Consider the following 13,823-nt stretch of genomic DNA (forward strand, 5'->3'; position numbering starts at 1 on the left):
CGAATGTCAGGATGAGCCCAGGGCTGTTTCCAGTTTGTGTATCGAAAAGGCGCGAGAGCATCCTAATATTTTGTAAAATGCATTGCACGATAATGATGATGTCGTGCGACTAACGGCAGTCAATAATGAGGAGAGCAATATCGCATTGTTTCAACAAGTTCTGACGGCGGATAGCGATGCAATGGGAGCTTATGTTTCATTTATGTGTTTTAAATGATTTATTATTTTAATGCGTTTGTTGTTGGCGCAAGGTAAACTTCGCGATTAACTAAAGGTCGGTTAACATAAAAATTAAGTTTACAAGTGTCAGCCACGATTCTGTTGATTTCTCTGAAAACCGTTTAAAAGCGATGCATTATTATTGCTTTTGACTGGTTTTCCACAAGTGCGCCAATTAGCCACGAGGATTATTATGAAAATTGCATTTTTAAAAAAAGCTTTTATGACTGCACTGATTTTGTTCGCAGTGGGAAATGTCGATAGTGCGCTTGCGCATAGCGGGGGCGGCGTACTCGATCCTGGCGGCAATAACGCCAGTGCCACCGATCTTGCGGCAATTACTTGTTTTGACGATGGCAACGGCACACCGCACCATCTATCCGCTCAGATTAAGGATATGTCCGGCCCTGTATCTGGGCTGTTGTTGAGTCTTCATATCTATAAAGGTATACAGATGACAACCAGCACCGATACCGTTTCAGGGGACGTAGGGTATAGTCCGGAAATATCGCTTAACGGTGGTGCCGGGGTCTACTATCTATCAGCTACAAAAACCGGCGCCGGAGCAAGGCTTTTTGATGTCGTTTGGCATTGCTTGACCAGTAGCGGCGTTCATACCGGTACGGATATCGTTGTTTATCAAGCCCAGTAAATTGGCAGCGTACTTTTTCAATCGCGGGCATTATCATCTAAACGACACGGCAGCCTGCCAATGCGGCAACTCAATGGCTAATCAAAGAAGATCCCTCAATGAAACAGCGAATATTAGTGCTACTCTGCGCCGCGCTGGCGCTTATCCCGATTAAAACGATATTTTCAGCAGAAATTGGCGGTGCGGCGCCTGATTGCGAGTTAACTTCAATCAGTGACGATGTTCAACGCGCTAACCTGCAACAATTTCGCGGCAAAATACTCTATGTGGATTTTTGGGCCTCTTGGTGTCCGCCTTGCGCGAAATCCGTTCCGTTTCTGAACGAATTGGACCGCGATCTTAAAGACAGAGGGTTGCAAGTTATTGGGGTGAATCTGGATCAGGCATCCGAAGACGCCAAGGCATTTCTTGCAAAATATCCGGCCAACTTTACCGTACTGGCCGATGCAAACGGAAATTGCGCGAAAGAGTTTGATGTTAAGGCCATGCCTTCATCTTACTTGATTGATCGTAACGGCATCGTTCGCCATATAAATTTCGGTTTCCGATCCGAAGACGTTAAAGAGCTTCGGACTCTTGCGGAACAGTTGCTGGCAGAGAAGGCGAAATAAATAGCCGGTCCCGATAGCGGTACAGTTGGAACATGCGATGATAAACAAGACCATGAATAGAGACGGCAAATGAAGTTAATGCAACAAGCGCTGTTAATCGTCTTGAGCGTTTGCGTTACGGGCTGCACCCCGGTGTCGCCATGGCAACGAGGTAAACTCGCCTCGCAGCAGATGGCTTTAGATCCTTACCCTATGCAAAACACCTTTCAGGGGCATATATACAACAGCCGTGAGGCTGCTATGGGCGGTAATTCCGCTGGAGGCGGCGGCTGTGGCTGTAACTAAGAACACACCGGCAAAGCTTCCTGCCGGAAAAGCCCGGCACTCTCGTCTTACAAATGCTTATAAATACTTGACCGATCGCCTATTGCCCCGTAGCGCCCGGCCGAAACCTGCCACAACAACATCCGTGAGCACATCGCTACAAGCACTGACTGCGGCCGCATTGTCATTACCAGGATTGATCCCCACTCCCGTCCATGCCGCGGAGGAAGAAGCCAGTTTGCTGTACGGTTATTACGAAGAAAGCAGCCGTAATCTTGCCGGCGTCAACAGCAGATTCAATCCCATTGTCGTAGATAGCCTTTTAGGCAGTTCAAAGATTAAATTATCCGACCGGGTGAAATTTGCCTTCAACTACGCACAAGATGTCTGGAGCGGTGCCACGCCGATTGCAACTGCGCCGCTATCATTCAAAGGCAATAGAGAGGGCGGTGTGATTTCAGGAGCGACGCCTTTTTTACAAAATAATAACGTACTGTTTGATAGGCAATTAAATCCGCTTAAGCAAGATGCACTGACCGGTCAGCTCGTTAAGGATACTCAATTAGTCCATACGCTGTCCGCCGCTTCACCCGAGGTTCGCAGACAAGGCGATTTCAAGCTTGGCTATGAATGGAACGAGGTTTCTTTGGATGTAGGCGGAGGAATCTCGGTAGAAAACGACTATGAATCACGGTTCGGTAATTTGGCAGGACGTTGGGATCTTAACCAAAAGCTGACCAGTTTGAACTTGGGTTTGAGTTATACCAACAGCGACACCCATGCGATACTCGATCATGACGTTACACCTTATATTTGGAATACAAGCGGCGGTTACGAAGTCCGCAATATCATCTCGAATAACAGCCAAATCACAAAAACCGGAGGAAATACCTTACTGCAAGGCAATCGGCAGGATTGGGGCACGGCTTTTGGCGTAACCCAGATACTGAACGAAGGCGCATTGCTTGAGGCTGGAGTCAGTTACAATCGCAGCACCGGCTATATGGCGAATCCTTATAAAACGGTGGAGACTGCGTTCGTTGATCCTTCACAGACCGGCGACGTATTAAGCGGAGTGGCTATCGGATTACTTGAAAAGCGGCCCGAAGAGCGTAATCAATGGACCGAAAACCTACGCTACGTTCAACATATTGCCGGCCTGGATGCCGCTTTTCATTTCGATTACCGCTTTTTTCACGACGACTGGGGAATCAACGCCCATACGTTCGAAGCCGATTGGGTTCAACCGATCGGTAATAATTGGACGATCACGCCGAAGGTGCGCTATTACTCCCAAGATGCAGCGGACTTTTACACGCCTTTTATGGTTTCCAATCAGGCGCTTAATAAAAACGCTGTCGATGCAAACGGCAGGCCTATTTATGTTTCAGCCAATAATCCTAATAACGGACAAGTTTATTTTCGCGATGCGGACTTTAACCTGATCGATGCAAACGGCAGAATTGTCGATGAAAATGCAATAAATCCGGTTAATAAAACTGTCCCGTTTGACGGCAGCAAGCTGCCCGCTAACTATTCAAGCGATCACCGACTGTCGGGATTCGGCGCTTTAAGCGGCGGCATCACGGTAAGCAAGCGATTTGCCAAAGGCGTCACGCTTGAGGCGGGCGCTGAATATTATACGCACGCAGGTTCGCTGAAGCTCGGCGGTGGCGGCGAAGGTTCCTATGCGGATTACAACTCCTATATGGTTAATGCCGTTTTAAAAGTTGATTTATCCTCGCTATCGCTGTCCTCGGCGGGTAGTAAACATGCCGAACACTTGTTCCATAACCATCATGGCGGCCACGCACCGGCCGGAGTGATGTTCGACCACATGTTGGATAAGTCCGGCGATATCATGGTTGGCGCCCGTTACATGTACGGCACCCAATCCGGCAATATACTGCAAGGTTCAAATAGCGTCAGCGATCAAGCCATCATAAATAACGGCTGTAACGGCAGCCCCTGTTTTACCACGCCGACCGGGATGAACATGAATATGATCATGGTCGACCTGATGTACGCGCCTACCGACAGCTTAACACTGATGCTGATGCCCCAGTTCGTCGACATGAACATGACCACGCGGGTACTGGACGGCGCTCCATCGGCAACTGTTGAACAGCAGGCGCTGATCAATCACCATACTTTGCACGAACATACTACAGGCGGTATCGGCGATACCGGCATGTACGCGATGGTCAAGCTGTTCGATCAAACTATCCATCATGTTCACGGAACCTTGGGCCTTAGCGCACCGACCGGCGATGTCGATGTGAAGTTCAGGGATACCCATCGCATCGATGCAGGCTTCCAGCATTACGGCATGCAATTGGGCAGCGGTACTTGGGATTTCAAACCGAGCATCACGTATACCGGAAATATCGACCAGTATTCCTGGGGTGCGCAATTGAGCGGCACCGTACGCCTTGAGGACAAGAACAAATCGGGATTTGCATTCGGCGATATATTTCAGTCCACTGCCTGGGGCAGCTACAAGCTGTTAAATTGGCTTTCAGCGTCGGTGCGAGGCGTTTACACGGTCCAAGGCTCAATAAAGGGCGAGTTCAACGGCACCTTCAATAAACTGGGGCCGGTGGATTATCCTTCCAGCTACGGAGGACGTTATTGGGATGTCGGTTTTGGCGTCAATGCTTTCGTCCCAAGCGGCGATTTGCAGGGCAACAGCTTGGGTTTTGAATGGTTGCAGCCGGTCAGCGACGATGTCAACGGCTATCAGCTTCAGCGTGAAGGCGCGTTGTCGGCTACCTGGAGCTATGCGTTTTGATAGCGATGTTCTGCGGCGAACTACGATTCTTAACATGAAAACCAAGCGCCTGACCGACTATCATTTTACTTTCAAGGCAATGGGCTCCCCTTGCGAGATACAGCTTTTTGCCGATAGTCATGCGAACGCCCAACGAGCCGCGGATGCGGTTATTGCCGATGTTCACCGGCTTGAAGCGCGTTATTCGCGTTACCGCAGCGACAGTTTTCTGTCCGAAATCAATCGCGTGGCGGCCGTTGGCGGTTCCATCACCGTGGATGACGAGACGGCAGGATTGTTGAATTATGCGGCAACCTGCTATGAGCAAAGCGACGGCTTATTCGACATTACTTCCGGCATCCTGCGTCAAGTTTGGCGTTTCGATCTGGGCAAACTGCCGGATCAGGCGCAAATTCAGCAATTACTCGACAAAGTCGGCTGGCACCGGCTTCGTTGGGCCCCGCCTGTGCTTGAGTTTTTGAAACCGGGCATGGAGATTGATTTCGGCGGCGTGGTTAAGGAATACGCCGCTGACCGTGCCGCGGCGTTATGTTGGCAAGCCGATATTCGGCATGGTGTGATTAATTTGGGCGGCGACATCAAAGTCATCGGCCCACGTGTCGACGGTAGCCCGTGGCGGGTCGGTATCCGCGACCCTCGCGACAAAGAGGCAGTCATGCAGACCGTCTTATTGCATGAGGGCGCGCTTGCCAGCAGCGGCGATTACGAACGTTGCATCATAGTGGACGGCATCCGTTACGGTCACATCCTCAATCCCCTTACCGGCTGGCCGGTACGGCATTTGGCGGCGACCAGCGTGGTTGCCGATTTCTGCGTAGTTGCAGGCAGCGCATCGACTATTGCGATGCTCAAGGAAGATAGCGGCCCCGCATGGCTGGAAAGCTTGGGTTTGCCTTATTTATGGGTGGATGTGCAAGGTAAAACGGGCTGTACGCTTGTGTCGGGTGAGTAGTATTGGCACGGTGTGAACATGGGTTAATGCATGTTTTCGCGAGTGCGGTAGCAGTTATAGGTTTATAACAAGCTGGAAATTACAATAACATGGAAAACATGATAAATAACTTTTCTGTCTTTCCTACACATGGTCCTATGCATCATAGCGCCAGATTGAACTAAAGCCGGAACCGCTTATGCTGCATAGTCAGTCGACGCCGTTACTGCAACTGTTGTATTAGTAAGTTATTGGACTGAAAGTCTTCAATAATCAATAATCAATAATCAATAATCAATAATCAATAATCAATAATCAATAATCAATAATCAATAAGGTCATACCTCGATTGATTTTGACCAATTTAACTTGGTTCCTTTGATTTGGTTGGCGATAAAAAATGGCTTGGTTGTGGGATTGAACGCCAGAGAGGATGGTTTAGCCGTTGTGGTTGTGGTTGTGGAGATAGGCCGCCGATTGTCGAACTCGGCGGCGTTGAGTTGGATATTTTGAAGTTATGGCGATACCCAATGACTATTGTTTATTACTTTGCCATTTTTATTTATTTCAAATGACCAAGCTGTAGCGCGTCGGTAAATTTGCGATAAATAAAAAATAAATTTGCGACAAAGTTTTAAAGGTTTTTAAGCGTTATTTAAAACAATTTTAAACCAAAACCTCAGCCATCAACTCAGGAATCGAATACGGCATATTACCCACAGAACTAAAATCATTAAGCGTAGAATCTAAATGCTCCGTTAACAATAATTTATGCTGGTAATACAAAGTCCAAATATCATTAGACCACTGTTTTATGGTCATTGCCTTGGGTTTACTTTGAAGCACTCCGATAACCAACAAGCCTATAGCCATGCCATTGATGCTAGCGTACTCATAGTCATGAGCCGCCTGCCACAATAGCTCAAGATTAACCGCTATCTTTGCTTGTTTTTCGACATTGAATTGAGCAACTATCTCATCATACCTAGCCTGATCAGCAATTGCCCAAACACCATCAACATATGACCAAACACCGCCTGCCCAAAACTCCGGAAGCTTAACATCTGAGATCAATATTGCATTGCCAATATGGTAATTATGATCAACCCAGCCGGGGCATTTTAGTCCAGTATCCGTCAACACTAAATCAGTGTCGGCATGTATAACCCGATTATCCGCAGTCCTCACCATAATAATCATAGCGATACCCCCACATCAATCACTCCAGCCTGCAAATATGTAGACGTGCCGGAAATAGAAAAAACAAACTCGTTGCCATTTATTTTGGCTAAATCACAATATGCCGATGCAACCTTGTTTACGGTAGCCGGCAAGTTAGCAGTTAATGCCGAACCGGCTTTAAGATCAAAGATAACAGCGTCTAAATAGCCTGGGCTCCCATTTTTATAGACACACATTGCACGGGTTTCCGATGCGCTTATTGCCACATAAGATACGCCCGAGGTATCGCTAACCGGTACCGGCGTGCCCTCAACAACGCTAGTGCCGCTTACATCAAGCATAATCGCTTCGAGGCGGCTATCCAAAAGCCTTAAGTTTTGTTCGGCGCTATGCGCAACATCACCAATAAGTTTCTGTCGATAGCAGGTATTTAATTAAACTGTGTTATTTAGCGTGTTAAGTGAGGCATATGGCTAAAAATTTATCTTGATACACATCTATTAAACCGATGAAGAACAAGGACATTAGATTAATAGCGTTTAAAACAGTCAAAGTTAGTTCAGGCATGATGCGTAAGTAATTGACTACGTTAAATTAAAAAGTCGAATACGGCCGCTCGACAGTCAGCATGGTCGCGAGATTGGTAGCTTGGCACGCAACGTGCTGTTATGGATAGACCCGTCCATAACTATAAAAATTAAAATAATGAAAAAGTATTCACTATTGCTTGGGATTATTTATTTAAATTGCGGCGTTGCAGCTGAGCCGGTTAAGGCTAAAAAGGCTGATGCCGCCAAGCAAAGCCAAGCCAAAGCCGAGAAGCAGAAATCTTCGTCGATGGTCTTGTCCGATATTGTGGTTACAGGTGAGTCGGAGGACGGCAGGCCAGAGAGCCCTTCAAAAACCGATTTTGCAACGCCTACCGCCAAAGTCACCAAGAAAGATATTGAAAAAACCAACGCGGTTACCACCTCCGATTCCGTCAAATACGAATCCGGGGTTTTTGTTCGTCAGCGTTATATCGGCGATCCTAATGCACCGGTCGGCATGCGCGGCTCCAATCCTTATCAGGGCGGCAGGGTCATGGTATTTATGGACGGCATGCCGATCTGGAACTCGTTGCAGTACACTTTTAACGGCTCGCCGCGTTGGGGCTTGATCGGTCCGGGTGAAATCAAATCGGTCGATGTGCTGTCCGGCCCTTTTTCGGCCGAATACAGCGGCAATGCGATGGGCGGCGTGATGAATTTCAATACCGTGCTGCCGCAAAAGCGCGAGGTTTACACCGAAGCGACTTATATGCTGCAACCGTATTCCTATCAAGGCACCAATAAAAATCTGCAAGGTTTCAAAACCTTCGGTTCTTACGGCGACAAGTTCGGCGATCTCAGCACGTATTTCTCCTATAACCATCTGGAGAATGAAGGGCAGCCGATGACGACTTACGGTTATTCGAATTTGGCGGGCGCAAACGGCGGGCCGTTATTAAGGTACACAGGCACTGGCGGTGCGGTAAGCGGTGCGTATTTAGAACAAAATCCGAAAGCTGTCGGCAGCCAAGCGAACCAGGGCGGTTATGCCGGGCAGCCGCGTATTTCCTATGGCGATAGCGGTGTGACGCAATCGGTGGATGATTTGTACAAGTGGAAAGGCGGCTATGCGATCAACTCGAAACTGGATGCTTTATTTACAGCCGCTTTTGAAAATCTGGATGTGACCAGCACCGGGCAAACGTATCTGAGCAATGCCGCCGGTGCGCCAATATACGGCAGTGGCAGCACCGCTTACAATTTTAACGGCTTGAATGTCGTTCCTGTTGCGAGCAGCTTTGGAACAAGCCAGCAGAACAGGCAAACGCTGACCTTGGGTGGTGGCTTAAAAGGCAATCTGTTCGGTAATTGGAATACCAACACCAATATCAGTTATTTCGATGTGCTCCATGACCGAACCATCGCATCGACCTTAAATCCGAACGATCCGAACAATGCCAATAAAGGCCAGATTACCGATGTCGACAGCATGGGCTGGATTAATATTTCGACGAAATTCGATAACCAGGAATTTTTAGGACGTAAGGATTTGTCGTTTGCTGCCGGCTACGAGTACCAGCATTCGAAAATGTTCACGACTCAATACGGTTCCAATAATTATACGACTGCCCAACAAACCAATGTCGCTTTGAAAAGCGGCGGCGCAACCGACACCCATGGATTGTTCGGGCAATTATCCTGGCGCTTCCTGCCGTCTTGGGACGCGACTGTCGGTACCCGTCTGGAACGCTGGAATATGTCCGACGGCGTATACACCGTTAACACGCTTAACGCTAACAATGCGATAACCGCTACGGCGAATAATGCTCCGGCAGACCGGCAAGCGTCGGCCTTTTCGCCGAAGTTTTCATTGGGTTTCGAGCCGGGGCGTTGGAAGTTCCGTTATTCTGTTGCGAAGGCTTATCGTTTCCCGTTGGTTGGTGAATTATTCGACAACTCGAACAGTTTAACCGGCAGTGCCAATGTCGGTAACGCCTCTTTAAAACCGGAAGACGGTACGCACCACAACCTGTTAGGCGAATATGATTTCGATAACGGCTATATCCGGCTGAACCTGTTCCATGAGAATGTTCGCAACGCTATTTACAGCTCGTTTATATCGAACTCGGCGCTCGGCAAAACACCGGCAGGAAACTATACCAGCGTTATTTCCAATATCGGCGAAGTCGAAATTAACGGCATCGACTTCACTATCAATCAAAACCAGGTGTTCGACTCCAATTTCGACGTAAAACTGGACACCACAATCCTGGATTCGGAAATCCTGAAAAACGACAACGACCGTAATTTTGTCGGCAAAGACTTTCCGTTGTTACCGGATTACCGGGCTAACCTGTTGACGACTTATCACTACGGTAAGGATTGGGATTTTTCGGTAGGTACCCGCTATCAAGGCAGGATGTTCTCCCAATTGGATAACAAGGATTTACAGCTGCCGTACTACAGCGCCTTTACCGAATCGGTCTACGTGGATTTAAAAGCCACTTATCATTTCGACGATAAAAAAGGTCATGTGTCGGCCGGGATAGACAACATCAATGATTATCAAGCATTTTTTAACCATCCCTTGCCGCAACGTACGTTCTTTATGCAAGCCGGCTATAAATTCTAAGATATAGCAACAGTCGCAAGTTTATTGATCTGCACAAGGATGTGCGCTTTAGGCTTTATGGAAAAAGATCCTTACTTGTAAATGGCTGCATACCATTCAGCTCGATCCTTTAATTCGGTTTAATCCATGAAACTCCTGATTTCTTTTTTATTTTTTATAGGCTTGTTGGTCAGCGGTTGTGCAAGTGACACGGTTGTAGAATCCACAGACAGCAAGCAGTTGCAAACATCAACCGAAGCAAAATCCGCTTGCTCCGATGCGAATGCATTGCCTTCAAACCGATGCGCCGAAACGATAACCGCGACTTTTGACAGCAAGGGGACGTTATGGGTTGCTTGGGTAAACAGAGACCATATTTATCTGCAATCATCGAACGATAAAGGCTTAAGTTTTAGCGAGCCGATGCTGGTCAATCCTGTTGCCGAGAAAGTCGAAGCCAAAGGTGAATATCGCCCTAAAATAAAGCTGGATACAAAAGGCAATATTTACTTAACCTGGACGTTGAAACTGGAAGCCCGTCATAGCGGCCATATCCGCTTTAGCCGCTCAGAAGACGGTGGGCGGCATTTTTCCGCTCCGGTTACCGTCAATGACAATTTGGATATTATCAGCCATCGCTTTGACAGTATGGCGGTCGGTAAAAATGGCGAGATTTTTATTGCCTGGCTGGATGGCCGTAATGTTGAAGAAGCAAAAAAAGCCGGCAAGACATTCGAGGGTTCTTCGCTTTATTACAGTTGGTCCGATGACGGCGGCCGGCACTTTTATCCGAATCAAAGAATCGCGGCTCATACCTGCCAGTGCTGCCGGCTGGATACGGCAATCGCACCGGACAATACGCCGGTTATCATGTGGCGGCATCTTTTTGAAGGCGGCATACGCGATCATGCCTTGGTTAAATTCAACGACTGGAATACTCCCGGCGATACGCACCGCGTAGGCCGGGATAACTGGAAAATCGACGCCTGTCCGCATCATGGGCCGGGATTGTCGATTTCCGGCTCCGGCATTTACCATGCCGTATGGTTTAGCAATTCTCCTACCCGTCAGGGACTGTTTTATGCTTATTCGACGGATTCCGGACGGCATTTTTCCGGTCAATTTAATTTCGGCAAGGATGGAGCCGGCCATCCTCACGTATTGGCCTTAGGTGCCGAGGTTGGAATAGTCTGGCAGGAATTCGACGGTACCAACAATATTATTAAGCTAATGAAGTCTGCCGACGACGGCAAAAGCTGGTCGAAGCCCGAAGTAATTGCTGAAGACGCCCAGGCCGCCGATCAGCCTTTTCTGGTTAGCAACGGGCAGAAGCTATATCTCTCTTGGAAAACACAGAAGGACTATCAATTAAAACCTATATAATAAGTAGGGACGTACCACATGGCTTGTCAGGTTTGTCGAAGTTCGTCCGGACGATTGTTAAAGCTGAGTTGAGCAGCTTGTCTGTTCAACGAAACTTATGCCCTTTGGGTATAAAGTTGAGTTGGGCGGCTTGTCTGCTCAAACCCTACTTATGCCCTTTGGGAATAAAGACTGTATAAGACCAAGTGATAATAAATAATCGCCAAGGCATCAGGAGTACTTTATGTTTCTCTTTTGACGATATGAGGTTTACTTTTATGGATATGATTTATTTTTTGTTACACCTGCTTAAAGATCCGTTGTCGATACTGCAGGATTTTCTGGTGCATTACGAGATGTTCACTTATGTGATCATTGCGACGATAGTCTTTGTCGAGACAGGTTTAATCGTGATGCCGTTGCTGCCTGGAGATTCTCTGCTTTTTGCAGTGGGGTTGCTGGCGTCGTCGACCGGTAAACTGGATATTCAGGTTATCATTCCGCTGCTTATCGGCGCGGCTTTGATGGGCGATAACGTTAATCATTTTGTCGGAAAACACTTTGGCAATTTTGTAAAATCCCGGGAACGAATTCTTTTTTTTAAACGGGAATATATTCTCCAAACCGAAGATTTTTACGAAAAACACGGCGGTAAGGCCGTTATTATCGCCCGGTTTATCCCGATCATCCGTACGATTGCTCCTTTTGTAGCCGGTGCGGGCAGCATGAAATATTTCAAATACATCATTTTTTGCATCATCGGCGCGACATTATGGGTCACGAGCATCACGTTAGCAGGATATTTTCTCGGCTCAAATGAATGGGTTAAGCACAATTTCGAGAAGGTTGTTTTAGGCATTGTTTTTGTGTCGATCATGCCAATGATTTGGCAGCTTGTAAAAGTCAAACTGTTGAAGCAACCGCAATCTGTTTAGAGCTTTTTATACCTCAAGGGCATAAATAGGGTTTGAGCAGGCAAGCTCTGCTCAACTCAGCTTTAAGGTTCTGTAATTACAATCACGCTAACAAAATACGGCATTGCCCGGAATCTGAACATAACAGACGTACCATCGGATATAAAAGGTAATATTTTCTCTATGTTTTTATTTAACAGTCATGAAGGTGGCTTAACCGGCCGGAATTTAAAACCTTCGAATGACGAGGCGAGCCCGTTAATGCAAGAAAAACAATCACTGTTCGTTACATTAAGCGGCGGCGAAGAACATCCGCGTCTTATCGGCGGGCTGATGTTTATGTTAGTGGTGCTATTACATATAGGGGTTGGATTTTGGTTTTTAAAACCAGCTGAGTCTCCCAAACCTCCGGCCCCTATGGTAATGGAGGTTTCACTGCTTTCTACACCGGCTCAAAAAGCCGAAGTAACGCCTCCAGCGCCACCTAAACCACCGGAGCCTCTTAAACCCGAACCGCCGAAGAAACAACCTGCGAAACAGCCGGTCAAGAAAAAAACACCGGTTATTCCTAAGCAGGCGGAGCTACCAAAACCGCAGCCGGTTATTGCTGAAGAAAAGCCGGCTCCTTCCGATTCGGCTCCTGTCTCTCCAGTTCCTGCTCCGGCACCTCAGCCGCCTGTCAGTCGGCCGGCTCCTGCTGTCATTAGTAATGAACCGAAAATCAGCACAGGCGTGGTTCCTTTGGAGCGAGTTCCTCCTAAGTATCCGGCGCGAGCGGCTAATCGTCATATTGAAGGCTGGGTTAAAATCGAATTTACCATTACCACGAGCGGGACAGTTGAAAATGCCGTTGTTGTTGAGGCGGAACCGGCCGAAGTCTTTGACGAAGCCGCATTGAAAGCCATTAATCAGTGGATTTTTAAAGAAAAGATAGTGAATGGCGTCGCTGTTGAACAGCGAGCTGTTCAGACGCTGCAATTTAAACTCACACAATGATCGGTTTGTATTTTTCAGGATATATTGTCCGTATCAAGACTAATATAAAACGATCGGTTTGCTTAATTTCATTATTGATCAGAGGAGATAGGAATGCCCTATCATGTTACCCCCACTTTTATTATCGACGCTACGTTATACACTTTGTTGGCCTTTTCAGTGGCCACATGGACGATAATTTTTTTCAAAATCTGGCAATTCATAAAAAATAATTATTTTAACCAGCGTTTTAACCAGGCATTTTGGGATGCTCCTTCTCTGGAGCAAGCAAAGACGCTACCTACTGATATAGTCAGAGGTCCGCAAGCGCGCATTGCGTTGCAAGGCTTTACATGGATGGACGAAAGTCAGCAGTCTGCAGGCAAGAGTCTTAAATATCGCGGCGTTCCCGCTGAATTGCTGGAGCATTCGTTGCTTGTGCAAATGCAGAAAGAGCAGCATGGCATGGAAAGCGGACTGACGTTACTGGCCAGTATCGGCAGTACTGCGCCGTTCGTCGGCCTGTTCGGCACCGTGCTGGGCATCATGCATGCGATGCATGAGATCACTGCCAGCGGTTCGACCAGCCTGGACGTGGTGGCCGGCCCCATCGGCGATGCTCTGGTTGCTACTGCGATCGGTATCGCGGTCGCCGTACCGGCAGTATTGGCGTATAACTTTTTCTTGCGCCGGGCTAAAAAACAACGTGCGGACTTGGAAAATTTCGTTGTCAGCTTTACGCATATCGCCTCAAGCATAAATGCCAATGGCAAGGAGTAGG

At 47.7% G+C, this 13,823-nt stretch carries 13 protein-coding genes; 11 read left to right on the forward strand and 2 right to left on the reverse strand.

Translation table 11 applies throughout. The features are described from left to right. The first annotated feature begins 412 nt into the window (after window positions 1-412). The 6 genes from EKO24_RS14455 to EKO24_RS22895 all read left to right on the forward strand — a co-directional run bounded on the left by EKO24_RS14455 (window position 413) and on the right by EKO24_RS22895 (window position 6,043). Window positions 413-871: a hypothetical protein gene (locus tag EKO24_RS14455; RefSeq protein ID WP_127029327.1), complete on the forward strand. Its 459-nt coding sequence runs from the start codon at window positions 413-415 to the stop codon at window positions 869-871. A 98-nt stretch (window positions 872-969) separates the two neighbouring features. Then, window positions 970-1,482, forward strand: a complete 513-nt coding sequence (locus EKO24_RS14460) for a TlpA family protein disulfide reductase (protein WP_127029328.1) — start codon at window positions 970-972, stop codon at window positions 1,480-1,482. Window positions 1,483-1,560: 78 nt separating this feature from the next. Beyond that, complete coding sequence (locus tag EKO24_RS23410; RefSeq protein ID WP_127029363.1) at window positions 1,561-1,767, forward strand: DUF4266 domain-containing protein; 207 nt, start codon at window positions 1,561-1,563, stop codon at window positions 1,765-1,767. Window positions 1,768-1,891: 124 nt separating this feature from the next. Further along, window positions 1,892-4,537, forward strand: a complete 2,646-nt coding sequence (locus EKO24_RS14470) for a DUF3570 domain-containing protein (protein ID WP_206667281.1) — start codon at window positions 1,892-1,894, stop codon at window positions 4,535-4,537. A 34-nt stretch (window positions 4,538-4,571) separates the two neighbouring features. Next, window positions 4,572-5,489, forward strand: a complete 918-nt coding sequence (locus EKO24_RS14475) for an FAD:protein FMN transferase (RefSeq protein ID WP_127029330.1) — start codon at window positions 4,572-4,574, stop codon at window positions 5,487-5,489. A gap of 362 nt (window positions 5,490-5,851) precedes the next feature. Then, on the forward strand, window positions 5,852-6,043 hold the full coding sequence (locus EKO24_RS22895) for a hypothetical protein (protein WP_206667282.1): 192 nt from the start codon (window positions 5,852-5,854) through the stop codon (window positions 6,041-6,043). Between the two features lie 91 nt (window positions 6,044-6,134). Here EKO24_RS22895 and EKO24_RS14480 read toward each other — a convergent pair whose 3' ends face one another. Then, window positions 6,135-6,668 (reverse strand): hypothetical protein, encoded by a 534-nt coding sequence (locus tag EKO24_RS14480; RefSeq protein ID WP_127029331.1) that lies wholly within the window; start codon window positions 6,666-6,668, stop codon window positions 6,135-6,137. Beyond that, a complete protein-coding gene (locus EKO24_RS14485) occupies window positions 6,665-6,991 on the reverse strand; it encodes a hypothetical protein (protein ID WP_127029332.1) in 327 nt (108 codons plus the stop codon). The genes EKO24_RS14480 and EKO24_RS14485 overlap by 4 nt, the downstream gene beginning before the upstream one ends. Window positions 6,992-7,355: 364 nt before the next feature. Here EKO24_RS14485 and EKO24_RS14490 point away from each other — a divergent pair, with 364 nt between their 5' ends. From EKO24_RS14490 to EKO24_RS14510, 5 genes are all read left to right on the forward strand, one after another. Further along, on the forward strand, window positions 7,356-9,812 hold the full coding sequence (locus tag EKO24_RS14490; RefSeq protein ID WP_127029333.1) for a TonB-dependent receptor: 2,457 nt from the start codon (window positions 7,356-7,358) through the stop codon (window positions 9,810-9,812). Window positions 9,813-9,938: 126 nt separating this feature from the next. Beyond that, the gene (locus tag EKO24_RS14495; RefSeq protein WP_127029334.1) at window positions 9,939-11,174 is read left to right on the forward strand and encodes a sialidase family protein; all 1,236 of its coding nucleotides are present in this window, start codon (window positions 9,939-9,941) and stop codon (window positions 11,172-11,174) included. Window positions 11,175-11,431: 257 nt separating this feature from the next. Continuing rightward, entirely contained in the window at window positions 11,432-12,088 is a 657-nt protein-coding gene (locus EKO24_RS14500) for a VTT domain-containing protein (RefSeq protein ID WP_127029335.1), read from the forward strand. 162 nt (window positions 12,089-12,250) lie between these two features. Then, on the forward strand, window positions 12,251-13,063 hold the full coding sequence (locus EKO24_RS14505) for an energy transducer TonB (RefSeq protein WP_127029336.1): 813 nt from the start codon (window positions 12,251-12,253) through the stop codon (window positions 13,061-13,063). 93 nt (window positions 13,064-13,156) lie between these two features. Then, window positions 13,157-13,822, forward strand: a complete 666-nt coding sequence (locus EKO24_RS14510) for a MotA/TolQ/ExbB proton channel family protein (RefSeq protein ID WP_127029337.1) — start codon at window positions 13,157-13,159, stop codon at window positions 13,820-13,822. The last annotated feature ends 1 nt before the right edge of the window (window position 13,823 follow it).

It is taken from the genome of Candidatus Methylobacter oryzae (assembly GCF_003994235.2).
GTDB classification, from domain to species: domain Bacteria; phylum Pseudomonadota; class Gammaproteobacteria; order Methylococcales; family Methylomonadaceae; genus Methylobacter_A; species Methylobacter_A oryzae.